This is a genomic window from Glycomyces paridis (assembly GCF_004912155.1).
Taxonomy (GTDB): Bacteria; Actinomycetota; Actinomycetes; order Mycobacteriales; family Micromonosporaceae; genus Glycomyces; species Glycomyces paridis.
The window spans coordinates 1-22,806 of the sequence record NZ_STGX01000020.1 but is presented as its reverse complement, the minus strand read 5'-3'; the positions used below and the strand labels follow the sequence as shown (position 1 = coordinate 22,806).

Annotated in this window: 20 protein-coding genes; 10 read left to right on the top strand and 10 right to left on the bottom strand. The window is 71.5% G+C overall.

Annotation, left to right across the window (positions count from 1 at the left end):
* Positions 1–3: 3 nt before the first annotated feature.
* Positions 4–2,763, top strand: coding sequence for a phosphoenolpyruvate carboxylase (gene ppc, locus E9998_RS21810; RefSeq protein WP_136531815.1), 2,760 nt, complete (start codon positions 4–6; stop codon positions 2,761–2,763).
* A gap of 95 nt (positions 2,764–2,858) precedes the next feature.
* Complete coding sequence (locus E9998_RS21805) at positions 2,859–3,680, top strand: TrmH family RNA methyltransferase (RefSeq protein ID WP_136531814.1); 822 nt, start codon at positions 2,859–2,861, stop codon at positions 3,678–3,680.
* On the opposite strand, the gene E9998_RS21800 is transcribed toward E9998_RS21805, so the two are convergent.
* Both E9998_RS21800 and E9998_RS21795 read right to left on the bottom strand, forming a co-directional pair.
* Positions 3,677–4,198, bottom strand: a complete 522-nt coding sequence (locus tag E9998_RS21800; RefSeq protein ID WP_136531813.1) for a hypothetical protein — start codon at positions 4,196–4,198, stop codon at positions 3,677–3,679. The genes E9998_RS21805 and E9998_RS21800 overlap by 4 nt on opposite strands.
* A 4-nt stretch (positions 4,199–4,202) precedes the next feature.
* Entirely contained in the window at positions 4,203–5,069 is an 867-nt protein-coding gene (locus tag E9998_RS21795; RefSeq protein ID WP_136531812.1) for an arylamine N-acetyltransferase family protein, read from the bottom strand.
* Positions 5,070–5,305: 236 nt separating this feature from the next.
* Here E9998_RS21795 and E9998_RS21790 point away from each other — a divergent pair, with 236 nt between their 5' ends.
* Positions 5,306–6,133, top strand: coding sequence for a metal-dependent hydrolase (locus E9998_RS21790; protein ID WP_204745591.1), 828 nt, complete (start codon positions 5,306–5,308; stop codon positions 6,131–6,133).
* 149 nt (positions 6,134–6,282) lie between these two features.
* Positions 6,283–9,888, top strand: coding sequence for a transcription-repair coupling factor (gene mfd, locus E9998_RS21785; RefSeq protein ID WP_136531811.1), 3,606 nt, complete (start codon positions 6,283–6,285; stop codon positions 9,886–9,888).
* Between the two features lie 166 nt (positions 9,889–10,054).
* Here the strand turns inward: mfd and E9998_RS21780 are convergent, their stop codons facing one another.
* Both E9998_RS21780 and E9998_RS21775 read right to left on the bottom strand, forming a co-directional pair.
* Positions 10,055–11,602: a carboxylesterase/lipase family protein gene (locus E9998_RS21780; protein ID WP_136531810.1), complete on the bottom strand. Its 1,548-nt coding sequence runs from the start codon at positions 11,600–11,602 to the stop codon at positions 10,055–10,057.
* A gap of 82 nt (positions 11,603–11,684) precedes the next feature.
* A complete protein-coding gene (locus tag E9998_RS21775) occupies positions 11,685–12,407 on the bottom strand; it encodes an SDR family oxidoreductase (RefSeq protein WP_136531809.1) in 723 nt (240 codons plus the stop codon).
* Positions 12,408–12,540: 133 nt separating this feature from the next.
* On the opposite strand from E9998_RS21775, the gene E9998_RS21770 reads away from it, so the two are divergent.
* The 4 genes from E9998_RS21770 to E9998_RS21755 all read left to right on the top strand — a co-directional run bounded on the left by E9998_RS21770 (position 12,541) and on the right by E9998_RS21755 (position 14,438).
* Positions 12,541–13,053, top strand: coding sequence for a hypothetical protein (locus E9998_RS21770; protein WP_136531808.1), 513 nt, complete (start codon positions 12,541–12,543; stop codon positions 13,051–13,053).
* A 57-nt stretch (positions 13,054–13,110) separates the two neighbouring features.
* Positions 13,111–13,584 carry an NUDIX domain-containing protein gene (locus E9998_RS21765; protein ID WP_136531807.1) on the top strand — a complete coding sequence of 158 codons (474 nt, stop codon included), beginning with the start codon at positions 13,111–13,113 and terminating at the stop codon, positions 13,582–13,584.
* A gap of 292 nt (positions 13,585–13,876) precedes the next feature.
* Positions 13,877–14,116 (top strand): hypothetical protein, encoded by a 240-nt coding sequence (locus E9998_RS21760; RefSeq protein ID WP_136531806.1) that lies wholly within the window; start codon positions 13,877–13,879, stop codon positions 14,114–14,116.
* A 4-nt stretch (positions 14,117–14,120) separates the two neighbouring features.
* Complete coding sequence (locus E9998_RS21755) at positions 14,121–14,438, top strand: type II toxin-antitoxin system PemK/MazF family toxin (protein ID WP_136531805.1); 318 nt, start codon at positions 14,121–14,123, stop codon at positions 14,436–14,438.
* 6 nt (positions 14,439–14,444) lie between these two features.
* On the opposite strand, the gene E9998_RS21750 is transcribed toward E9998_RS21755, so the two are convergent.
* Positions 14,445–16,499 (bottom strand): HEAT repeat domain-containing protein, encoded by a 2,055-nt coding sequence (locus E9998_RS21750; protein WP_136531804.1) that lies wholly within the window; start codon positions 16,497–16,499, stop codon positions 14,445–14,447.
* A 54-nt stretch (positions 16,500–16,553) separates the two neighbouring features.
* Positions 16,554–17,372 carry an NAD(P)H-binding protein gene (locus E9998_RS21745; protein ID WP_136531803.1) on the bottom strand — a complete coding sequence of 273 codons (819 nt, stop codon included), beginning with the start codon at positions 17,370–17,372 and terminating at the stop codon, positions 16,554–16,556.
* 84 nt (positions 17,373–17,456) lie between these two features.
* Here E9998_RS21745 and E9998_RS21740 point away from each other — a divergent pair, with 84 nt between their 5' ends.
* On the top strand, positions 17,457–17,864 hold the full coding sequence (locus E9998_RS21740) for a winged helix-turn-helix transcriptional regulator (protein WP_136531802.1): 408 nt from the start codon (positions 17,457–17,459) through the stop codon (positions 17,862–17,864).
* 57 nt (positions 17,865–17,921) lie between these two features.
* On the opposite strand, the gene E9998_RS21735 is transcribed toward E9998_RS21740, so the two are convergent.
* Positions 17,922–19,115: a YeiH family protein gene (locus E9998_RS21735; RefSeq protein WP_136531801.1), complete on the bottom strand. Its 1,194-nt coding sequence runs from the start codon at positions 19,113–19,115 to the stop codon at positions 17,922–17,924.
* A complete protein-coding gene (locus E9998_RS21730; protein ID WP_136531800.1) occupies positions 19,115–19,315 on the bottom strand; it encodes a hypothetical protein in 201 nt (66 codons plus the stop codon). The genes E9998_RS21735 and E9998_RS21730 overlap by 1 nt, the downstream gene beginning before the upstream one ends.
* A 199-nt stretch (positions 19,316–19,514) precedes the next feature.
* Here E9998_RS21730 and E9998_RS21725 point away from each other — a divergent pair, with 199 nt between their 5' ends.
* Positions 19,515–20,117 carry a hypothetical protein gene (locus tag E9998_RS21725; RefSeq protein ID WP_136531799.1) on the top strand — a complete coding sequence of 201 codons (603 nt, stop codon included), beginning with the start codon at positions 19,515–19,517 and terminating at the stop codon, positions 20,115–20,117.
* Positions 20,118–20,131: 14 nt separating this feature from the next.
* Here E9998_RS21725 and E9998_RS21720 read toward each other — a convergent pair whose 3' ends face one another.
* Positions 20,132–20,518, bottom strand: coding sequence for a hypothetical protein (locus E9998_RS21720; RefSeq protein WP_136531798.1), 387 nt, complete (start codon positions 20,516–20,518; stop codon positions 20,132–20,134).
* 46 nt (positions 20,519–20,564) lie between these two features.
* On the bottom strand, positions 20,565–21,329 hold the full coding sequence (locus E9998_RS21715) for an SDR family NAD(P)-dependent oxidoreductase (protein ID WP_136531797.1): 765 nt from the start codon (positions 21,327–21,329) through the stop codon (positions 20,565–20,567).
* Positions 21,330–22,806: the final 1,477 nt, after the last annotated feature.

Genomic DNA, 22,806 nt, shown 5'->3' with positions numbered 1-22,806 from the left:
TCCATGGACTACTTCGACTCCTCCAGCGGCACCGACGACAAGCAGCTCCGCCGCGACATCCGGCGGCTCGGCAACCTCCTCGGCCAGGCCCTGGTCCGCCAGGAGGGCCCCCAGCTCCTCGAACTCGTCGAAGAGGTCCGCGGCCTCGTCCGCCACGAGCCCGAAGCCGTCGCCTCCCGCCTCGCCAAGCTCGACGTCAACGAGGAGGTCGACCTCGCCCGCGCCTTCGCCACCTACTTCCACCTGGCGAACATCACCGAGCAGGTCCACCGCGCCCGCGACATGCGCCGCTCCCGCGCCGAGCACGGCGGCTGGCTCTCCCAGGCCCGCGCCGACATCACCGCCGAGGACGTGCCCGCCGACCAGATCGCCGCCGCCGCCGAACGCCTCGAAGTGCGCCCCGTCTTCACCGCCCACCCCACCGAGGCCGCCCGCCGCTCCATCCTCGTCAAGCTCCGCGGCATCGCCGACCTCCTCGACGCCGAGACCGCCGAGCGCGCCGTCCTCGGCTCCGCCGACGTCGACGCCGTCAACTCCCGCCTCGCCGAGATCATCGACCTGCTCTGGCAGACCGACGAACTCCGCGTCGAGAAGCCCGAGCCCACCGACGAGGCCCGCAACGCCATCTACTACCTCACCGACCTCTACCGCGACGCCGCCGCCCGCGTCCTCACCGACCTCAACGCCACCCTCACCGACCTCGGCGGCTCCCCCCGCCCCGGCCACGCGCCCCTGCGCTTCGGCACCTGGATCGGCGGCGACCGCGACGGCAACCCCTTCGTCACCCCCGAGGTCACCAAGCAAGTTCTCCTCATGCAGCACGAGCACGGCATCGCCGCCGCCGAAGGCGCCGTCGCCGGACTCATCAACGAGCTCTCCGTGTCCCAGGCCGTCCGCCCCGCCTCCCAGGAGCTGCTCGACTCCGTCGCCGCCGACCTCGACCGCCTCGGCACCGCGATCCCCGCCCGCTACAAGCGCATCCACGCCGAAGAGCCCTACCGCCTCAAGTCCCGCGCCATCGAGGCCAAACTCGCCAACACCCGCGCCCGCCACGCCGAAGGCCTGCCCCACCACCCCGGCTTCGACTACGCCGACGGTCGCGAACTCCTCACCGACCTCCAGGTCATGCGCGACTCCCTCGCCCGCCAGCGCGGCCAACTGCCCGCCAGGGGCGTCCTCGACCGCGTCATCCGCACCGTCGGCGCCTTCGGCCTCCAACTCGCCACCATGGACGTGCGCGAGCACTCCGAGGCCCACCACGCCGTCCTCGCCGAGCTCTACGACGCCACCGGCGAACTCCCCGGCCCCTACGCCGACCTCACCGCCGCCGACCGCGACGACCTCCTCGCCAAGGAGCTCTCCGGCCAGCGCCCCCTCGCGCCCGCCAACGTCGACCTCACCGAACGCAACCGCAAGACCTTCAACGTCTTCCACGCGATCCTCGACGCCCAGGAGCAGTTCGGCAAGGACATCGTCGAGTCCTACATCATCTCCATGACCCACGACCCGGCCGACGTCCTCGCCCCCGCGATCCTCGCCCGCGACGCCGGGCTCATCGACGTCGCCCGCGGACGCGCCGACATCGGCTTCGTACCCCTCATGGAGGAGGTCGCCGACCTCGCCGGCGCCGACGCCCTCCTCGACAAGCTCCTGAGCCTGCCCGCCTACCGCGCCATCGTCACCGCGCGCGGCAACGTCCAAGAGGTCATGCTCGGCTACTCCGACTCCAACAAGGACGCCGGGATCACCGCCAGCCAGTGGAACATCCAGAGCGCCCAGCGCCAGTTGCGCGACACCGCCGCCAAGCACGGCGTGCGCCTGCGCCTCTTCCACGGCCGCGGCGGCACCATCGGCCGCGGCGGCGGCCCCACCCACGAGGCGATCCTCGCCCAGCCCTCGGGCACGCTGGACGGCGCCATCAAGATCACCGAGCAGGGCGAGGTGCTCTCCGACAAGTACACGCTGCCCGCGCTGGCGCGCGAGAACCTCGAACTGACGGTGGCGGCCTCGCTGAAGGCGACGCTGCTGCACACCGAGCCGCGCCACCAGCCCGAGGTCCTCCAGCGCTGGTACGAGGTCATGGACCAGACCTCTGAGGCCTCGCGGGCCGCCTACCGGGGCCTGTTCGACCGCGAGGGACTGGCCGAGTACTTCTGGGCGGTGAGCCCCACGGAGCTGCTGGGGGCGTTGAACATCGGTTCGCGCCCGTCGAAGCGCCCGAACACGGACGCGGGTCTCGACGGGCTGCGGGCGATCCCGTGGGTCTTCGGGTGGACGCAGTCGCGCCAGATCGTGCCCGGCTGGTACGGCGTGGGCGCGGGCCTGGCGGCGGCGCGGGCCGCGGGCCTGGGCGACGAGGTCGCCGAGATGTACGAGAAGTGGCACTTCTTCCGCAACTTCGTCTCCAATGTGGAGATGACGCTGGCGAAGACGGACCTGTCGATCGCGGGCCAGTACGTCTCGACGCTCGTCCCGGCCGGGCTGCGCCCGATCTTCGACGTGATCCGCGCCGAGCACGAGTCCACGGTGAACGAGGTGCTGGCGCTGACCGGCGGCGAGCGGCTGCTGGACGCGAACCCGCAGCTCGCCCGCACCCTGGAGGTCCGCGACCGCTACCTGGCGCCGCTGCACCACCTCCAGATCTCGCTGCTCAAGCGCTACCGCTCCGAGGGCGGCGCCGACGGCGCGGGCGACCCGCAGCTCAAGCGGGCCCTGCTCATCACCGTCAACGGCATCGCGGCAGGCCTGCGCAACACCGGCTGATCCCCGCCCGGGGCCCCGGTTTGGGTCCGGGGCCCGCCGGTGGGGCCGTGGTAGGTTCGCCCGGTTCAACCGACCTGCCCTGGAGTGCGGAGACCATGTCGAAAGTCCTGCGAGTCAGCGTCCGCAACGCGCGCTTCCAGCAGTGGGAGACCTTGCTGCACAACCGCACCAAGCGCCACCGCGCCGGCTCGTTCCTGGTGCAGGGGGTCCGCCCGGTCACGCTCGCCGTCGAGCACGGCTGGACGGTCGAGGCCCTGCTGTACGACGCCGACCGGCCGCGCCTCTCGGACTGGGCCCGGAACCTCCTGGAGACCCCGGACGCGGAGCTCGTCGCGGTGTCGGCGCCGCTCATGGCCGAGCTCGGCGGCAAGGACGAGGACGTGCCCGAACTCCTCGCCCAGGTCGCGATCCCGCAGCGGCGGCTCGCGGACCTCGACGTCGGCCCCGGCTGGCTCGGCCTCGCGGTCGACCGGCCCACGAGCCCCGGGAACCTCGGCACCCTCATCCGCTCGGCCGACGCCTTCGGCGCCGACGCGGTGGTCGTCACCGGCCGCAACGCCGCCGACCCCTACGACCCCAAGGCGGTCCGCGCCACCACCGGCAGCCTGTTCGCCGTGCCCGTGGTCCACGCGGCCTCCGCGCACGAGGTCGCCGAGTGGGCGCGCAAGCAGCCCGCCCAGCCGATCATCGTCGGCACCGACGAGCGCGGCGAGCAGCCGCTGTCCGAACACGACCTCGGGGGACCGGCGCTCATCGTGGTCGGCAACGAGACCGCCGGCATGTCCAAGTCCTGGTTCGACCTTGTCGACGCCACCGCCCGCATCCCCATGTCGCCCAAGGCGGCCTCGTCCCTCAACGCCGCCAACGCCGGATCGGTCGCCCTCTACGAGGCCGTCCGCCAGCGCTCGCAGTCCTAGGAATCGCGCCAGCGCGCCAGGCCCGAGCGGATTGCGTACGCGGCGGGCGTACCGAACGTTCCGGCGAGTTCGGCGCCGTACTCAGTGCACGCGTCGCCGAACTCGGCGGCGTTCGCGAGCAGCCGTTCGATCGCCGCGGGGTCGGCAGGCACCAGCCGCTCCAACGCGAACCAGATCGCCGTCCGCCGCTCCTCCCGGGCCCGCAGGTCGGGCGGGTCGCGGTGCTCCTCGTCGTCCGGAAGGGAATAGGCCTCCTCGACCGCCGACTGCACCGCGAGCGGCCGCACGGGCGGTCGGGACCGGGCCGCGTCCTCCAGGGCCTCGGTAAGGAAGGCCCGCAACGCTTCGGGGTCGGGCCGCTCGCCGAAGCGGGCGTACACGGCGAGCTCGAAGACCGAGACGACGTGCCCGAAGTCCTCGGACGGACTCCACCGGGGGTTCCTGCGCTGCAAGGCTCGCAGCTCGCGGCCGTCGCGGTTCAGGAAGGCGCGCAGGTGAGCGCGGGCGAGGTCGCTCACGGCCTCACGCGGAGGCCTTGCTCGACTGCTCGGCCTCTTCGGCGAGTCTGCGTTCGTGCTGCTCGTCGGCCTTGGCCCACAGGGCGTCGACCTCGTCGTCCGAGAGGGTAAGTCTGAAGTGCCCGCGCAGGAGGCGCGCGAAGTCGGCCGGGTCGGCGACGGTGCGCACGGACTTGTCGTCGGGGAGCGACGGGGCGTAGACGGTGAAGGTGCGCGCCCGCAGGATCGCGACGGCCGCCTCCCCGGGGCGCTGGACGGTGAGGGTCTTGACGAACGGGGACTCAGGAGAGGTCGAGAGGTCCCGGCACTTCTCGGCGAAGTCCTCGGGGGCGCGCTCCTGGAGTCCGAAGTCGAAGGTCAGGTCGGCGATCCGGGCGTCGATCGAGCAGCGCCACAGCTCGCCGCCGAGCGGCCAGAGGCCGTAGTTGAACGCGCCGACGCGGAAGTTGCCGCTGCGGACCGGCAGCGGGTCGCGAAAGCCCGTGCCGAGACCGGCGTCGGCGAGGTACTCCGAGCCGTCGGCGAGCCGCACGACCAGCGGCATGTGGTTCCACCAGTTGCCGTCGCCCTCGGTCTCGCGCGCCACCCCGCCGAGCACGCGGCGCACGTCGAAGCCCATGGCCTCCAAGGCGTGCGCGAGGACCCCGTTCTGCTCGTAGCAGTAGCCGCCGCGCCCGCCCTCGACGAGCTTGGCGTACAGGGCGTCGGCGTCGAGCCGGATCGGCCTGCCCAACTGGATGTCGAGGTTCTCGTAGGGCATCGTGTCGATGTGGGCGCGGTGGACGCGGCGCAGGGCGTGCAGCGTCGGGCGCCGGGGCGCGCTGATCCCGATGCGCTTGAGGTAGGCGGCGAGTCTGGCGGAGTCGAACACCCCTCGACCATAGCGCGGGCCGTCCGCGGCGGATGCGGGTTCCGCGCCACGTCCCGGCGCCGGGACGCGGGCGTCACCTGCGGCCACGGGTCGTGTTCGGAGCGGTGGCCGAACCCCGTTGCGGGCCTGGACATTCCTCGCGCCTGGGACACCGGGGCCGTCGCACGTGTGGGATAGTCTCACCATCCTCCCGACCCTGCCCGCGAATTACACCGCCCTAGAAGGAGTCCCCCGCTATGGTCATGGGCCCAACCCACGCCATGTCCGGTGCCGCCCTGTGGCTCGCAGGATCCGCCGTCGCCGACATCGCGTTCGGCATCGACCAGTCCTCGGCCGAACTCGTCGTCGGCACCATCGTGTGCGCCGGCGCCTCGCTCTACCCCGACATCGACTGCGCCGGCAAGGTGACCGAGAACAAGGGCGGGTCCACTGTGGCCCGCTCGTTCGGCGTGGTCTCGCTGTTCGTCGCCGAGATCGTCGAGCGCCTCTGCTACTGGTTCTACCTGCTCACACAGTCCAAGAAGGACAAGAAACGCAAGAACGGGCACCGCACCTTCACCCACACCGCCGTCCACGCCGCCCTCGTGGGCGTAGGCACCGGGTACCTCGCCTACTTCTTCGGCAAGCCCGCGGTGGTCGCGATCCTCTTCGTCCTCACCGGACTCGCCGTACGCGGCCTGCTCGCCGAGACCGTCGAGAAGAAGGGCTGGATCGTCGTCACCGGCGTCTCGCTGGTGGCCGCCTACGGCATGTTCCGGCTCCTCCCCGAGGGCCGCGACTACTGGATTCTCGGCCTCGCCATGGGCATCGGCTGCTTCATCCACATCCTCGGCGACATGATCACCAAGATGGGCTCGCCACTGTTCTTCCCGATCCCCATCCAGGGCCGCCGCTGGAAGGACATCGGCCTGCCCAACAAGATCGCCCTGCGCGCGGGCGGCAAGGAGGAGAACCGCATCCTCCTGCCGGTGCTCACCGTCCTCGTCGTCGTCGGGATGCTCTACAACCTGCCCGAAGTCCAGACCCTCATCTTCGACCAGGGCGGGCGGGGCGCCACCGACTAGACGGCGCCGCCCCCGCCGCGAGGTAGACTCGACAGGCCGCCGGAACAGGCCCACAAGCCTGTTTCCGGCCAATTGTCGTGCTCCAGGCACGGTCGAGCATCACACACCGGCGCACCACCGCCGCATCCGAAACCGCGCAGGGAGCCCGCATGTCCGAAGGCCGCACCGCACCGAAACTCGCGAGCCTGCTCACGGCCGCCGCAGCCTCCCCGAAGGTGGCGCGCCTCGCCGAGCTCGCCGCCTCCACCGACCGCCCGGTCGACGTGGTCGCCGTCCCCGGCGCGCGCCCGCTCGCCCTGGCACAGACCGCGACCCACAGCCCCGGCCCCGTCCTGGCGATCACCGCGACCTCCCGCGAGGCCGAGGAGCTCGCCGAGTCCCTCGCCTCCTTCATCGCCGAGGACGACATCGCGCTGTACCCGGCCTGGGAGACCCTGCCCCACGAGCGCCTCTCCCCGCGCTCGGACACCGTCGGCGCCCGGCTCGAACTCCTGCACCGCCTCCACGCCGGCGACGTCCCCAAGGTCATCGTCACACCCGTCCGCGGCGCCCTCCAACCCCAGCTCAAAGGCCTCGGCTCCCTCGAACCGGTGCACCTGCGCCGCGGCGACGAGACCGACCTCACCGAACTGGCCGCCCACCTCGTCGCCCTCGCCTACGACCGGGTCGACCTGGTCGAGAAGCGCGGCGAGTTCGCCGTGCGCGGCGGCATCCTCGACGTCTTCCCGCCCACCGCCCAGCACCCGGTGCGCCTGGAGTTCTTCGGCGACGAGGTCGACTCCATCCGCGAGTTCTCCGTGGCCGACCAGCGCTCCCTGGACCCGGCCGACGAGCTGCGCGCCGTCGCCTGCCGCGAACTGCTCCTCACCGACGAGGTCCGCGAACGCGCCGCCGCCCTCGGCGAGACCTACCCCGGCCTGGGGGAGATGTGCGCCAAACTCGCCCAGGGCATCCCCGTCGAAGGCATGGAGTCGCTGCTCCCGGCCCTCGCCGGACCCGACCGCCTGGAGCTGTTCCAAGAAGTGCTGCCGCGCGGGACCCTCATCGTCGCGATCGAACCCGAGCGCATCCGCACCCGCGCCCTCGACCTCGTCGCCACCTCCAACGAGTTCCTCGAAGCCTCCTGGGCCGCGGCCGCCGCGGGCGGCGAAGCGCCCGTCGACCTCGGCGCCGGAACCTTCCACGACCTCGCCGAGGCCCGCACCGCCGCGCTCGCGGGCGGCCGGCGCTGGTGGACGATCTCGCCGTTCGCCGCCGCCCCTGAAGAAGACGCGGTCGCGGCCGAACTCGCGGCCATCACCGGCGAACCCCTCACTTATGGCGGCGTGGACGACGATGCGGTGACGGTGGACCTCGGCATCACCGAATCGCCTCGCTACCACGGCGACAGCGAGCGGCTCGTGGCCGACATGCAGGCCTGGACGCGCGCGGACCGCGCGGTCGCCGTCGTCTACCCGGCCCTCGGCGGCGCCGAGCGCGCCGCCTCGCAACTGCGCGCCGAAGGCGTCGGCGCCCGCGTGGAGTCCGCGCCCGAGTCCTTCGGCCCCGGCGAGGTCGTCGCCTGCACCGGCACGCTCGCGCTCGGGTTCGCCGACGAGGCCTCCGGTCTCGTCGTGGTCACCGCCGCCGACATCGCCGGCGGCAAGGCCCTCGCGGCCCAGAAGCCTCGGAAGGGCAAGGCCGCCAAGCGACGCGGCGTCGTCAACCCGCTCGAACTCTCCCCGGGCGACTACGTCGTGCACGACGCGCACGGCGTCGGCAAGTACGTGGAGATGGTGCGCCGCACCATCGGCGGCGCCGAGCGCGAGTACCTCGTCATCGAGTACGCGCCCTCCAAGCGCGGCCAGCCCGCCGACGTGCTGTTCATGCCCACCGACGCGCTCGACCAGCTCACCCGCTACGTCGGCGGCGAGCAGCCGACCGTCCACAAGCTCGGCGGCACCGACTGGCAGAAGACGAAGCGCCGCGCCCGCAAGGCCGTCCGCGAGATCGCGGCCGAGCTCATCCAGCTGTACGCGGCCCGCCAGGCGGCCGAGGGGCACGCGTTCAGCCCCGACACCCCTTGGCAGCGCGAGCTGGAGGACGCCTTCCCCTACATCGAGACGCCCGACCAGATGTCGGCCATCATCGAGACGAAGTCCGACATGGAGGCCCGGGTGCCGATGGACCGGCTCGTCATGGGCGACGTCGGCTACGGCAAGACCGAGGTCGCGGTGCGCGCGGCGTTCAAGGCCGTGCAGGACGGCAAACAGGTCGCCGTCCTGGTGCCCACGACGCTCCTGGCGAGCCAGCACTACGGCACGTTCGTCGAGCGCATGGGCCAGTTCCCGGTGAAGATCAAGCAGCTCTCGCGGTTCCAGACCGCGAAGGAGGCCGCCGAGATCCAGCGCGGCATCGCCGCGGGCGAGGTCGACATCCTCGTCGGCACCCACCGGCTCCTCCAGGCCGAGACCCGCTTCAAGGACCTGGGACTCATCATCGTGGACGAAGAGCAGCGGTTCGGCGTGGAGCACAAGGAGAAGCTCAAGGCGCTGCGCACCGCCGTCGACGTCCTCACCATGTCGGCCACGCCGATCCCGCGCACCCTGGAGATGGCGGTGACCGGCATCCGCGAGATGTCGCAGATCTCCACGCCGCCCGAGGAGCGCCACCCGGTGCTGACCTATGTGGGCGCCTGGGAGGCCAAGCAGGTCGCCGCCACCGTCCGGCGCGAACTGCTGCGCGACGGCCAGGTGTTCTACCTGCACAACAGGGTCGAGTCCATCGACCGCGCGGCCACGCGCCTGCGCGAGCTGGTGCCCGAGGCGCGCGTGGCGGTCGCGCACGGGAAGATGGGCGAGTCCGAACTGGAGAAGATCATGCAGGGCTTCTGGGAGGGCGAGTACGACGTGCTCGTCTCGACCACGATCATCGAGTCCGGCATCGACATCCCGAACGCGAACACGCTCATCGTCGAGCGCGCCGACCTCCTCGGCCTCTCTCAGCTGCACCAGATCCGCGGCCGGGTCGGGCGCAGCCGCGAGCGCGCGTACGCGTACTTCCTGTACCCGCCGGAGCAGCCGCTGTCGGAGACCGCGCACGAGCGGCTCGCGACGATCGCGCAGCACTCCGAGCTCGGCGCGGGCATGTACGTCGCCATGAAGGACCTGGAGATCCGCGGCGCCGGGAACCTCCTGGGCGCCGAGCAGTCCGGGCACATCGCCGACGTCGGATTCGACCTGTACCTGCGCATGGTCGGCGAGGCGGTCACGTCGTTCAAGGGCGGCGGCGAGGAGCCCCCGGCCCCGGTCAAGGTCGAGCTGCCGCTGGACGCGAACATCCCGTTCGACTACATCGAGGTCGAGCGGCTGCGCCTCGAGATGTACCGCAAGGTCTCCGAGGTGCACTCCGACTCGGAGTTGGACGAGGTCCGCGAGGAGATGGAGGACCGCTACGGCCCCGCCCCCGACCAGGTCCAGACCCTGTTCCACCTGGCGCGCTTCCGGCTCCTCGCCCGCGAGCACGGCCTCACCGACGTCGCCTTGCAGGGCAAGAACCTCCGGTTCTCCACTGTGGAACTGCCGGATTCGCGGCAGATGCGCCTGCGCCGCCACTACCCGGACGCGCACTACAAGGACGCCGCCGGGCTCATCAGCGTCCCGCGCCCGACCACCTCCAAGATCGGCGGCAAGCCCGTCGAGGGCCTCGCGCTCCTCCAGTGGTGCGCCGACCTCATCACCGACGTCGTGCCGCAGGTCCAGCCCGCGGCGGCCTGAGCGGCGGCGGGTTCGGGAACGGCGGTCCGAACGGCAGCGGTCGCAGGCGCGCCGCCGGGAGACCGGCGGGCCCGGCTTCGAACGGCGAGGGCCGGCGTCTTCGCGATCGCGAAGACGCCGGCCCTCGCCTCACGGCCCTGGACCCCTTGCGGTCCAGGGCCTTCACTCACCGGTACCGCTTCCAGAACCCGCAGTGGTGCCCCTCGGCGACGTCGACCATGCCGGTCCCGTCGATCGACATGGCGAGCGCCTCGCCGTCCCGGTACCGGTCCCAGCCCGGGTCGCCGGTGGCCGCGAACGCGGTCCAGTGGTCGATCATCGCGTCGGCGAGCACCTTCTCCGCGCCCTCGGGCGGTGTCGGCTCCGCCCACCCGTAGTCGACTTCGAGGAGGTAGTCCAGGTCGACGCTGTGATGCGCCCCCATCGGGAACCCGTTGATCACCTGCGGCGAAGGCTCCGCGAACTCGTAGGCGTACACCGGCGCGCCCCACCGCGCCGCCTCGAAGGCGGGCACCTGCGAACAGGTGCCGATCATGGCGCCGTAGTCGGTCAGCAGCGTCGCGAGCGCCACGCTCGGCGAAGAGTACGCCTGCGCCGGATAGCGTTCCACGATCGCGTCGGCGGCCCGGCCGCCGAACAGGTCGGCGACCTCGTCGCGATAGCCCTCGACGGTCACCGGACCGGACCCGCCGTCGTAGGCGCGGTAGACGAACGAGCGCATCTCGTCGCTCGTGCCGCCGTGCAGCAGCGGCACGTCCGCGGCCAGGCCCAGCCGCATTGCCGTGAGCGGTTGCAGCGGAAGGGCTTTGGTCCCGGCCACCGGGGACCACGGCTGTTCGGCGGCGCGGCGCACGATCGGCGGCGCGTCCGTTCCCAGCGCCACCAGGTCGGCCAGGTCGGCCTCCCGCAGGCAGGCCTCGGTGTCCTCCCTGCAGCCCAGCGTCTCGGCGTGGACCGCGCCTCGCCGTTCGGCCTCGGCCCGCGTCGTCACCGCGTTCCCGCACGGGGCGCTCTGCACGATCGCCTTGTCGTACAGGCCTTGTGCGCCTGGTGCGGCCAACAGCGCGCAGGCCGCGCGCCCGCCCGCCGACTGGCCCCACAGGGTCACGTTGCCCGGGTCGCCGCCGAACGCGCCGATGTTCGCGGCCACCCACGCCAGCGCGGCCTCCTGGTCCGCGAGCCCGAAGTTCCCCGCGTACGGATCGGTCAGGTCCGGGTGCGCGAGGAAGCCCAGCGCCCCGAGCCGGTAGTTCACGGTGACGACCACGGCGCCCGAGCGCTCCACGATCCGCGTCGGGTCGTGCATCGCTCCGTCGCCGGTGCTGAGGCCCCCGCCGTGGAGGAAGACCAGGACCGGCGAGTCGCCGGTGTCCTCAAGCGGGGCATGGACGTTGAGGAACAGGCAGTCTTCGGAGCCGTACAGCGCCCCTCCCCGGACTTGCGCGCAGGCCGCGCCGGGTTCGGTCGCGTCCCGCACGCCCTCCCACGGCTCGGCGGGTTCGGTCGCGGCCCAGCGGAGGTCGCCCACCGGCGGCGCCGCGTACGGCACCCCCAGGAACTGCCGGGTCTCCCCGGACGCGGCGCCGCGCAGCGTCCCACCCTCGGTCTCGACGAGCAGCGGGTCCTGCGCCTGCGCCGGCCCGCCCACCGCGACGAGCGCGACGGCGGCTGCCAGCGCCGCGGCGAGCCCCTTGAATATCGTTGATCGGTTCATTGCGTCCACATTCCTCGACGCCCGTCGATCCCCGCGTCGGCGCAGGAACGTATTCCGCGCTACGCGAGCGGCCGTAGCCCGTTCACGCCTGCTCGAAATGAATCGACTTGATGTAGCAGTCCCGCGGCTGCCCGACCGCGAACAGCACGCAGTCCACAAGCGACCTCGCCGAGAGCGGGTCTCCGTCTCGGCGTTCGGCGTCCCACTCCGGGCCGAACGGGTCCGGGTTGTCGAAGTCCGGCGGGTACAGCGAGACCACCCGCACCCCTTCGGGACGCAGCCGCTTCGAGAGCACCTCGGCGAACCCGGCCTGGGCGCTCTTGGCGGCGTAGAACGCCTCGTGCGCCGCCGACCGGTGGTTCCCGTACTCGCCGCAGCCGGACACCACGGTCACGATGTCGGGTTTTGAGGAACCGCGCAGCAGCGGCAGGAAGTGCTTGCAGGCCAGCACGGTCCCGGTCGCGCCCGCGGCGACGACGGCCGCGATCTGCTCGTCCTCGGCGTCGAGGAAGCCGCCCGCATCCAGATAGGGCGCGCCATTGTTCACCAGGACGTCCACGGCATCGGCCACGTCGCCGACCGCCGCCGCGAACTCCCGGACCGACTCGGGTTCGGCCAGATCACACTCGAACGCGTGGGCCCGCGCGCCGATCCGCCTGACCTCCTGGGCGACCCGCTCGGCCGCCGCGAAGTCGCGCGCCGACACGAACACCTCGGCCCCCGCGCGCCCGAACGCGACCGCCAGGCTCCGGCCGAAGCCGCGCCCCGACCCGGTCACCACCACCCGATACCCCTGGAACCGCATCGGCCCCTCCTCTCCGAACCCCCAGCCTCCCACCGACCGCCCCGCGCGGGAAGTCCTCGGACCGTCCTCGGACCGTGCGGATCGCCGCGCAACTATAAGCTGTCCTCATGTCCATCGAGTGACGGAGGCCATAGTGGCAACGGGACGGACCTATCTCGCCGAGCTGCGCGAATTCCTCGGCTTCCTTCGCAGCCTGTGGGGCCTCCTCGCGGGCGTCTCCGTCCTGTTCCCGCTCTCGAACCTCCTCGCCGAAGTCGTCCCCATCGACCAGGACGGGCGGCCCTTCACCCAGCTCGACCCGGCCACCCTCACCGCGATCACGATGGTCACCTGCATCTTCATCACCTTCGCGACCTTCCATCGGCGCGACGAGTTCACCGACGACACCGTGCGCCGCGCCCAGGCCCGCAAGTCCCGCATCGCCTTCACCGTCGCGCTCGCGGCGGGCGCGGCGTACCTGTTCTGCCGGACCTTCGCCTACGACAACATCATCGAACTCGACACGACCCCCGACTACGCCGACTTCATGTGGAAGTCGGCGATCTACGAGGGCGTCTTCGCGGTCCTCTACGTCGCGTTCTTCGCCCTCTTGACCTGGGCCTTCCTGCTCCTGGCGCTCCTGGAGTACCAGCGCGACGAGGCCTGAAACGGCCGGACCGCCGCGGCCGAACTCCGATCCGCTTCGGGCGGATAGGGTCGGGAGATGAACGACCCCCGATACCCGCCCCAGGAGATCCTCGACGGCTTCTCGATCTCGTACGCCGTCGCGTGCGCCTTCTTCACCGACCCCCAGGGCAGGGTCCTCATCGTGAAGCCGAACTACCGCGACTCCTGGCTCTTCGTGGGTGGCATGGTCGACCGCGGCGAATCGCCCTTCGAGGCCTGCGCGCGGGAGGTCAAGGAGGAGATCGGGATCGACGTGGAGGTCGGCGACCTCCTCGTCCTGCACTGGGTCCAGCACCACTCGTTCGTCCCCGAGCCGATGACGATCTACGTGTTCGACTGCGGCGTCATCGAAGACCCCACGGCGATCCGCCTCCAGGCCGCCGAGCTCGACGAGTTCGCCTTCCTCCCAGTGGAAGAGGCCGCGGCCCGCTTCTCCGATCGCGACAGCGCGCGCATCGGGCTCGCGCTCGGGGCCCGGCGCTCGGGCCGGACCGTCTATCAGCGGGACTGACCCCTTCCGTCACCCGGTGTCGCACCTGCAAGGGGTGCAACGTCAATCGGCTTTGTCAAGTTTCCGACAGAGTGCCTCGCGGGAACGCCGTGGGACCGATCGCGGGGTAAGCTCCCTTCATATGCATCAGTTGCGTGCATATGCATGTGCAAGATAACGAATATATAACAGTATCGATTCACTCGTGAGCGTTTGGCCCCCGGCATCTCGCCGTGCAATCCTCGACGGGACCCGCATTGCACCCTCAACGGCCGCAATGCCGCCCTCGTCGCCTGAAAGCAGGTTGGCCACCATGCCGAAACGAGCGATCACGGTTCGCCTCGACGAGCACGACTGGCAGGTCATCGCCGCCGTCGCCGCCGCGCAGGGCACCGAGCCGGCCGCCTGGCTCGCCCGCGAGGGCCGCCGGGCCGCACTGGCCGCGGAGCTGCGCGAATGGAACCGGGCGAACGCACTCGACGACGAGAGCTGGCTCGAAGCCACCGAACACGAGTCCCGCGGCCTATGGACCGAGGGCGCCAAGGAGCAGTGACGCAATGCCGGAGCGAACGGCGCTGAAGCGCGGCGAGGTCTACATGCACACCACTACCGGCCAGCGCGTCGTCGTCCTCTCCGACGACCGGTTCAACGCCGACACACACACCGGCCGCGTCCTCGTGGCACCGCTCGGCCGCAAACCGGGGCCCGTCTCGGTGCCCTGCGGCGACCAGGACCCCGTCGCGGGCTACGTCCAGGTCGCCGAACTCGGCCAGGCCACGGTCGGGAGCCTCGCCGACTGCGCCTGCACCCTCTCCGGCCGCACCATGGAACGACTCAACCGCGCCCTCGTCTCCCTCTTCGACCTCCCTTACTGAGCCCGCTCAGCGGAGCCCGGCGACGACGGCGCGGCATTGCGCCGCGAGCCGCTCGTCCGCCGCGATGCCCGTGAACCCGTCGCGAGTCCCGTTGGCGAGTTCGCCCTCCACCAGGTCGAGCAGCGGTCGGGCGGCCTCGCCCCTCCGCGCCAGGACCGGCACCACCTCACGGGCCACGACGCGATTGGCCTCCCACTCCTTCCGCAACGCCGCCAACGCGAACGCGTCCTCATCCGCACCGCCGACCGCCCACACGGCCGACGCCGCCTTGACGCGCACCCAGTGGTCCCTGTGCCCCGACAGGCGCCGAAGCGCGGGCAGCGACGCGGCCGCCTCCGCGCCGAGTTCGCCGAGCAGCGAGGCGCCGTCCCCGACCGCGAACCAGGCGGGCGCCCCGAGCAGGCCCGCCGCGAGTTCCCTCGTGCCGTCCCGGTCGCCGGTGATCCGCCACCAGGCCTTGGCCGCCGCGCACCGCACGGCCGCATCGGCATCGGAGGTCAAGCCGCGCAGCAGCTCGACGGCGTCGGCGGCGGCGGGCCCGAACTCGGCCAGCGCCTTGAGACACGCGGGCACCGGTGACGGCCCGTGCGCTTCCTCGGCGCCGACCGCCGACGCCGTCACGGCGATGATCACCGGAATCGTCGCGGGGTCGCCGAGCGCACCGAGCGCGGTGAGCGACGCGTTCACGCTCATCCGGTGCCCGCCGCTCAGATCCAAGCCGCTCAGGTAGCGTGCGATGACCGGCGCGAGCACCGCTGCGGCGCTGCGGAGCTCCCCGGCCACCTGGACGGCCCGCCACGGGTCCACACCGGACTCGAACGCGTGGAGCAGGCTCGGCAGCGCCCGCTCGTCGTCCAGTCTCGCCAGGGCCCGGACCGCGTTCTGGTGCGCCTCGCGCACCACCGCGTCCGCGGCCGCCCACGCGCCGGGACCGCTGCGCTCAACATAGGCCGCCAGCGACTCCCGCGCGGGTTCGGCCATCGGCCCGCATGCTTCGAGTGCTTTTGCAGCCCTTGCCGTGTACCGATCAGGCTCGCCCAACTGCGCGCCCAACGCACCGACGAGTCCCCGGAAGTCCCCGCGCCATTTCCCCACCAGTACAGAGACACTGCCGATGCCGGCGAGCCGCACGGGCCCGTCGCCGTGGCCGATCTGCGCGAGCAGCAGCGCCGTCCGCGCCTGGAGGCGGTCGCCGAGCGCCCGGTGCGCCGTCTTCAGCAGGTCCGTCACGACCGAGGACTCCGCAGCCTGCCGGTCGAGGTCCCGGAACGCCTCATTGACCTGCGGCGGCACGCCCTCCTGCGGCGCCGCGACGGCGGGGTCCGGCCGCGGCTCGCGCGGCGCGATCTCGCCGAGGAGCCCCAGGAGTGCACCCAGAGCCCCCTCGGCGGCGTCGGGTGCGCACTCCATCCGCGAGACGAGCGCGGCGAGCCGGACCTCCGGAATGCGCCGCCGGTCCTCGGCCAGCGCGCCGAGACCGGCGACCACCGCCTCATGGACCGCATGCTCCCGCAACGCAAGTGCGGCTGCCGCCCCGACGAGCGCAACCTGAGTGAGCGCGTCGGCCTCGGCTTCGAGGCGCGCACGAATCTGCGTCGCGGCCTTCTCGGCGTCGGCGAAGCACCACGCGAGCGCGGGTGCGGCGGCCCGGCGCACGCGCGGGTCGGGGTCGGTCGACCAGGCCGCGAACCGCTCGGCGCGTTCCCGCAGTGCCGCCATCGCCGCGACCGAGGGCTCGCTGGTCCACTTGCCCTCGCACTGTTCGATCGCGCTGTCGCCGATCGCGGCCAGGTATGCGACGGTGCTGCCGCGATCGGGCGTGTCGGGGGCGTCGGCGACGGCCGCCACGAACGGCACGACCGCCGCCGTCGCCTCGTACACCGAGCCTTGGTGCAGCACTTGGTTGTAGAGGTCGCCGAAAGCGCGGCTGCGCGCCTCCGGATCCGGTGACCGCATCTGGCGCAGCCATTCGGGCACGTCTCCGGCCGGGCCGTACGCATGGTCGAGGCCGGCCCAGTCGAGCCCGGCCCAGTCGATCGCTTCGATTCCCTTGAACCACATGGCGACAGTGTTCCAGCCTGGTGCCACCGAGGGCTGCGGCGACCGCTCAGTCCGTCACGCGGCGCCGGTGACGATGTCGAGAGCGCTCCTCGGTTCGCGGCCCAGCAGTCGGGGCAGGTCCGATTCCGTCCCGCCGAGAAAGCCCGCCGCGATGTTCGCGTAGATCGACACCGAGTGCGCCACTTGGTAAGACGGGAGTCCGGCCCCCGTCAGCGCCTCCCGGAACGCTTCCAGCGAGACCTGCTCGTAGCGCGCCCCGACCGCCGCCGCGATGTCCGCTCCGCTCAGCGCCCTGTCGCCGACCAGCTCGTAGACGTGGCCCGCGTGCGCCTCCGGCTCGGAGGCCACCAGTGCCGCGGCCTCCGCCAGGTCGGCCCTCGCCACGACGGCAAGGCTTCCCTCGCCCATCGGCGCGTCGAGCACGCCGCTCGCCGCCGCCGTCGCTGCCGAAGGCGCGATCAGCTCGGCGTACAGGCCGTTCCGCAGCACCGTCCACTCCAGACCGGAGGTCGCGAGCGCACGCTCGGTGGCCCGATGCGCGAGCGCGATGCTGAGGTGATCCCCCGCCCCGGCCAGGCTCGTGTAGGCCACATGCCGCACGCCAGCCTCAATCGCGGCCGCGATGGCGCCCTCGTGCCGGGACACGACCACGTCGTCCTCGGCGTACCCGGCCGAGACCAGCACCAGGACCTCCACGCCCGCAAAGGCTTCCGACAACTCCCCGGGCCGGTCGAAGTCGACCCGCCGGGCGGGGACGCCTGTGGCGGCCTCGCCGGGCCTGCGCGTCCCGGCCACGACCTCCCGTCCCGCCTCCGACAGCGCCGCGACGATCCGCGAACCGAGGGCGCCGGATGCGCCGGTGACCATGATCATGTGCAACTCCTCATCGTCCGGGCGCCGTTTGGCGCCGTCTCCGATGATGGGTAGCGTTCGGCCCAGGCGTAAGGAGGCACTCGAATGTCGGTAGGGCACACGGCGGTAACCCTCCAGGGCGGCGCGCATGAGGCCGCGGGCCCGTGTGGCGAGGACCATTGCGGCATCCGCGAGGTCCTCGACCGCATCGGCGACAGGTGGTCCGTGCTCGTCGTGGTCGAACTCGCCAAGGGCGAGCGCCGCTTCCGCGAACTCCAGCGCGCCGTCCCGAACCTCTCCCAGCGGATGCTCACGTTGACGCTCCGGCGGCTCGGCCGCGACGGCCTGGTCGACCGGACCGTCTTCCCGACCAACCCTCCGCAGGTCGAGTACCGGCTCACCGCCCTGGGGCGCAGTCTGTCCGGTCTGGTCGTGGCGATCGCCGACTGGTCCCGCGACCACCTGGACGAGATGGAGGCGGCCCGAGCCCGCTGGGACGCCGACCAGGACTGAAGCGCGCGACCGCCCGTCCCGGGCTGGGCCCCGGGGCGGGCGGTCGCGCCTGCGGCCTCAGACTTCGAAGCCGCGGAACAGGATCGACGCCACCAGCAGCGCCACGGCCAGGTTGAACACGGCCGCGCCGCCGAACACGGCGATCGGGCGCCAGCCCGCCTCGCGCAGCCGCGCGAGCCGGAACTCCAGGCCGATCGAGACGAACGCCAGGATCAGGAACCAGGTGCGCAGGTCGGTCACGACACCGATCTGCGCTGCACCGGACTCGCCCGCGACGTCGAGATACCAGGTGGCGACCACCGAGGCGAGCAGGAATCCGAGCGCGAACTTCGGGAACCGCGTCCACAGTGCACCGAGCCCGGGGCGCTTCGCTCCCGGCGCGCGCTCGACACGGAACGTGAAGTACGCGGTGAGCGCGACCGCGACGAGCCCCATGAGCACATTCTGCGTGCTCTTGACGACCGCCGCGATCTGCAACGCCTCCTCGCCCACGATCGCGCCCGCCGCCGCGACGGCCGCGGTCGTGTCGATGTTGCCGCCGATCCACGCTCCGGCCACCGGTGCGGACAGGCCGAACACGTCGGCCAGCCACGGCAGCAGGAAGATCGACGGCAGCGCGAACAGGATCACCAGGCTCGCCGTGTACGCGAGCTGCTCGCGGCGGGCCCGGACCGCGCCCGCGGCCGTGATCGCGGCGCTCACGCCGCAGATCGAGACGGCCGAGGACACCAGCGCCCGCAGCTTCTCGTCCAACCCGAGCCGGCCCGCGAGCCACCACGTGAAGAAGAAGACCAGCGGGACCACGATGAGCGCCTGCGCGATCGCCGGTCCCGCGGCGCGCGCGATGACGGACAGGTTGATCGACGCGCCCAGCAGCACCAGGCCCGTCTTGATGAAGAACTCGGTGCGGAAGCCGCCGGACACCTTGTCCCGCAACCTGGTCAGGCTGATCACCAGACCGCCCAGGAGGCCCAGCGCGATCGCGTAGACGGGGTACTCGACGGCCGCGGCGACATCGGCCAGCGCCGACCCCGCCGCCCACTCGGGCACGGACTGTTCGAGGAACCGCGTTAGCGCGCCGAGCACCAGCACGATCAGCACGCCGAGCGCGGCGAAGGCCCAATGCGGGCGTGACGGACCGGAGGGTTCGACGGTCGACGGTTCGGCGAAGGGTTCGGAGGTTCCGGGGTCAGCGGATTCCGGGGCGGGGGAGTCGTCGGCGGCGACGGCCGGGGTGGGGTCGGTGGCCATTACGGGATCACTCCTTCGGGGATCGCGCCGATCAGGACGAGTGCGAGGAGGACCAGGCCGACGACGACCGCCGCCCAGTCCTCGCTGACGGCCGCCCGGCCCGCTTCGTCCGGGGTGGCGGCGTCATCGGAGGCTTCGGCCTCCTCAGCGTTGGGGGCGTTGGGTTTTGAGGCACTATCGGGGGGAGTTTCGCTGCTCACGGGCACGTCCTCTCAAGAAAGCAGACTTCTCCTATAGGAATAGTCGAAAGTGAGCGCCGCGTCAATACCCCGTTCACGCTCTGGCACATGGCGGCCGCACCCGCAGGCGCCGCCCGAGTCGAGGCACCCCGCCCGACTGCCGGAATCGATGGCACGAAAACGCTACTTACCGGGGAGTAACCATTGCGATACTTGCTCCATGATGAACGCACCCGGCACCGCCGACCGAATCGGACGCCCCGCCTCCATCGCCTTCTGGACGGCGGCCCCCGTCCTCTGGCTCGTGTCCTTCTTCTGCTGGCTCGCCTTCGCCGAGCCCGGCACCCAATCGGCGAAACTGCTGTTCATCGTGCTCGCCGCGATCCCCGTGCCCTGGCTGCTGTGGGCGTCGTGGAGGATGCCCCGGCCCCGCCTGGACACCTACGTCGCCGAGGGCGGCGCGCTGCTGACGGGGTTCATCGCGATGTACGCCGTGTTCCTGGCCTTCATGCTCGACGAGTCTGGACCCGCCCCGATCGGTTTCACGGCCAGCTTCCTCGCCATCGCCGCGGTCTTCATCGCCGCCGCGTGGCCGCTGCCTGGCCGCCGCATCGTCTACGGCTCGGCCGCACTCGCCGCCGCGACCCTCGCGATCGGACTCCGGTACCTCTACTCGGACGAGAACTACCACCCGGGCTTCGAATCGATGACCCAGGATGAACTCCTCGCCACCGTCGTCTTCGGACTCCCCGCTCTGGGCATCGTGCTCCAGATCGTCTGGTGGCTCGTCAGCAGGAACCGGACCCCCAAGACCGCCGCCTGACCGGCCACGACCGGTCAGACGCGGGGCCGTCCGATGTGCATCGACTCGGGCCGCTTGCCATGCCGCGCCTGGTAAGCTGCCACGATCTCCTCCGTGACGTCCTCCCGCGCCAGGAGCCGCACCAGGTACGGCACCAGCCAGTGCAACTCCGCCGCGTCGAACTCCTGCTGGAACACCGGATTCAACTCCCCGCTCGGCTCGTCGATCACGAACGCCAAGCGGACCAGCCCGCCCGCGTTCACTACATGCGGCCCGATCGAGAACGACACGATCGACTCCGCCCCGTCCGGGTACAACCCGACCTCGACCGGATGCGGATACCGCCCCGAACCCGTACGCGCCATCACCAGAAACCGCAGCGTCGGATGCGCCTTCTTCCGCCTTGCCTTCCTCCCCGCCATGCCGCCATTGAACCACGAAAGCGCCCCGACGAATCTCCCCAGCGACCTACCAGGGAAGCGGACCCTCCGCGCTGTGAAAACCACCGGTCGGCCCGTCCGCGCCGAGCACGGCGAAGCGCACGACCGCCTCAGCGGCCTGCGCCGGGCTGAGGACGCCGGTGTTGCCGTTGATCTCGGTGTCCACGAAACCCGGAGCGACCGCGTTCACGAGGATGCCCTCACCACGAAGCTCGTTGGCGTACTGGAGGGTCACCGCGTTCAGCGCGGTCTTCGAGGGCGAATACGCCGCCGACGGCAGCCCCGCGAGCGGACCCGCGGGGTCGGCGTACAGGGCCAGCGAGGCCGAATGACTGGTGAGGTTCACGACCCGCGCGCCCGCCGAACGCCGCAGCAGAGGCAGCATCCCATTCGTGACCGCGATGACCCCGAACACGTTGACCTCGAACACCTCCCGCACCACGTCGAGATCCACCACGCTCGGCACCCTGTCCACCGCATCCCCCGGCGCCGCGTTCCCCGACCCCGAAATCCCCGCATTGTTGACCAGCACATCAAGCCGGCCGTACCACTCCCCGATCGACCTTCTCGCCTCTTCGATCGTCGCCGGCACGGTGACATCGAGCCCGACCGCCCGCGCCTCCCCACCCGACCCCCGAATAGCACCGGCCACCGCCTCCCCTCGCCGCCCATCCCTCGCCCCGACCACCACCGCAAACCCAAGCCCCGCCAACCGCTCAGCAGTCGCCCGCCCAATCCCCTTATTGGCCCCGGTCACCAACGCGACCCGCCCGAATGCACCGCGCTCCTTCATGATGAATCTCCCCTCGTCGCTCCCTTTGCCCCCTTGACGAACCCACGTCAAAAAACGTGACCACCACCGACCGAGGAAAGCCGAAACCTGAACCGGCCCAACACCGGACCCAGCCCACCTGGGCAGCGCCGACCCCAACCGGTCCACCTGAGCAGCCACACCGCGGTGGCCGGGTCGCGGCGGGACGGGGTGAGAGTGGGCGGCGACAGAGTGGTGGACGGTTCGTGCGGCTGGGATGTCGGGCCGGGTCGGTTTCGCCCGGCCTCAAAGCGGGCGGCGACAACGAGCTGGTCGGCTGGTGCCGGAGCGCTCGTATGGTCAGGCCGTCTCGGACCCGGGCGGCGGGAGTTCGTTTCACTGCCGGACTGATTGCGCGGCTTCAGCTCAGATGCCTTCGGCCCGCTCGACTAGCGAGTCTCGGGCCGGTCTGCCCGGCCCGCCACCGCTGTCGCTTCGCTACACATGGTGCGGCAACCGCCGCTCCACTTCGCAGCTTCGCCGCGCTCGACCGCTCCGGTCCGCTGGCCTCGCCCGGCGCCCTCGCGCTTCGCCCCGCGCTATGCCAGCCGCGCCGCTTCGCTGCGCCCGGTGAAGGCCACAGCACCCAACTTCGCGCTGCCCTGCCGCCCCGCCTGGCCCGGCACCGTCTCGCCTGCCCCGCCCGGCGAACATTGCGCCAACCGGCTTCACTCTGCCTCGCTGCCTAGCCGCCCCGACCCTACCCACGACCACTGTCGCGGTCTGCTCCGCCGCCGCGACCGCCGCTGTCACCAGTGTCGGTCGCCGACCCGCTCCGGCCCGACCCGTTTCGGCCTGACCCGATCCGATCCGGCTGACCTGCTCGGAACCGACCCGACTCCGCCCGCTTCGGTTCGGCCCGCTATGGCCTAACCTGCTCCGGTGCAACCTGACCCGCCCTCGGGCCTTGTGCCGGTCCTCTCGGATCTGGAAGTCCATCGCAATCCCTTATAGATCAAGGTGTTGCAACGACCTCTAGAATCCAAGCGGCCCAACCCGGCCCGATCCGATGTGGCCCGACCCGATCCGGCCTGGCCCACTTCAGCCCGGCCCATTCCGGTCCGGCAACTCCGCTTCGGCTCACTCCAGCCCGGCCGGCTTTGGCCTGACCCGATCCGATCCGATCCAGTTCCGATCCGATCCGATCCGGTTCTGTCGGGCGCCTGTGGCGCACGGTGTCGTACCAGGTCGCATTCGGTCGTACCGATAGCGCCGATGGTGCCGGTCGTGTCGGTGGTGCGGTGTGTCGCTTCGCTCCTCGACCGGTCCTTGGGTGGCACGGCACTGGTGGTGCGTGTCGCCGGGCCCGGCCTGGCGCTCCCCGGGCGGCGTTGCGGCTTCCTGGGGGGAGGGACTGGCGTCCCTCATCGCGTGGTGGTGTGTCCCGCCCTCCGGACGATGCCGACCAACCGATATCCCCCCCGGTGTGGGGTGTGTTCGGTATGTGATGGTCGACGTA

Coding starts and splice junctions, on each gene's coding strand:
- ppc (WP_136531815.1), top strand. CDS start 4: ATGGACTACTTCGACTCCTCCAGCGGCACCGACGACAAGCAGCTCCGC.
- E9998_RS21805 (WP_136531814.1), top strand. CDS start 2,859: ATGTCGAAAGTCCTGCGAGTCAGCGTCCGCAACGCGCGCTTCCAGCAG.
- E9998_RS21790 (WP_204745591.1), top strand. CDS start 5,306: ATGGTCATGGGCCCAACCCACGCCATGTCCGGTGCCGCCCTGTGGCTC.
- mfd (WP_136531811.1), top strand. CDS start 6,283: ATGTCCGAAGGCCGCACCGCACCGAAACTCGCGAGCCTGCTCACGGCC.
- E9998_RS21780 (WP_136531810.1), bottom strand. CDS start 11,602: ATGAACCGATCAACGATATTCAAGGGGCTCGCCGCGGCGCTGGCAGCC.
- E9998_RS21775 (WP_136531809.1), bottom strand. CDS start 12,407: ATGCGGTTCCAGGGGTATCGGGTGGTGGTGACCGGGTCGGGGCGCGGC.
- E9998_RS21765 (WP_136531807.1), top strand. CDS start 13,111: ATGAACGACCCCCGATACCCGCCCCAGGAGATCCTCGACGGCTTCTCG.
- E9998_RS21760 (WP_136531806.1), top strand. CDS start 13,877: ATGCCGAAACGAGCGATCACGGTTCGCCTCGACGAGCACGACTGGCAG.
- E9998_RS21755 (WP_136531805.1), top strand. CDS start 14,121: ATGCCGGAGCGAACGGCGCTGAAGCGCGGCGAGGTCTACATGCACACC.
- E9998_RS21750 (WP_136531804.1), bottom strand. CDS start 16,499: ATGTGGTTCAAGGGAATCGAAGCGATCGACTGGGCCGGGCTCGACTGG.
- E9998_RS21745 (WP_136531803.1), bottom strand. CDS start 17,372: ATGATCATGGTCACCGGCGCATCCGGCGCCCTCGGTTCGCGGATCGTC.
- E9998_RS21740 (WP_136531802.1), top strand. CDS start 17,457: ATGTCGGTAGGGCACACGGCGGTAACCCTCCAGGGCGGCGCGCATGAG.
- E9998_RS21735 (WP_136531801.1), bottom strand. CDS start 19,115: ATGGCCACCGACCCCACCCCGGCCGTCGCCGCCGACGACTCCCCCGCC.
- E9998_RS21725 (WP_136531799.1), top strand. CDS start 19,515: ATGATGAACGCACCCGGCACCGCCGACCGAATCGGACGCCCCGCCTCC.
- E9998_RS21720 (WP_136531798.1), bottom strand. CDS start 20,518: ATGGCGGGGAGGAAGGCAAGGCGGAAGAAGGCGCATCCGACGCTGCGG.
- E9998_RS21715 (WP_136531797.1), bottom strand. CDS start 21,329: ATGAAGGAGCGCGGTGCATTCGGGCGGGTCGCGTTGGTGACCGGGGCC.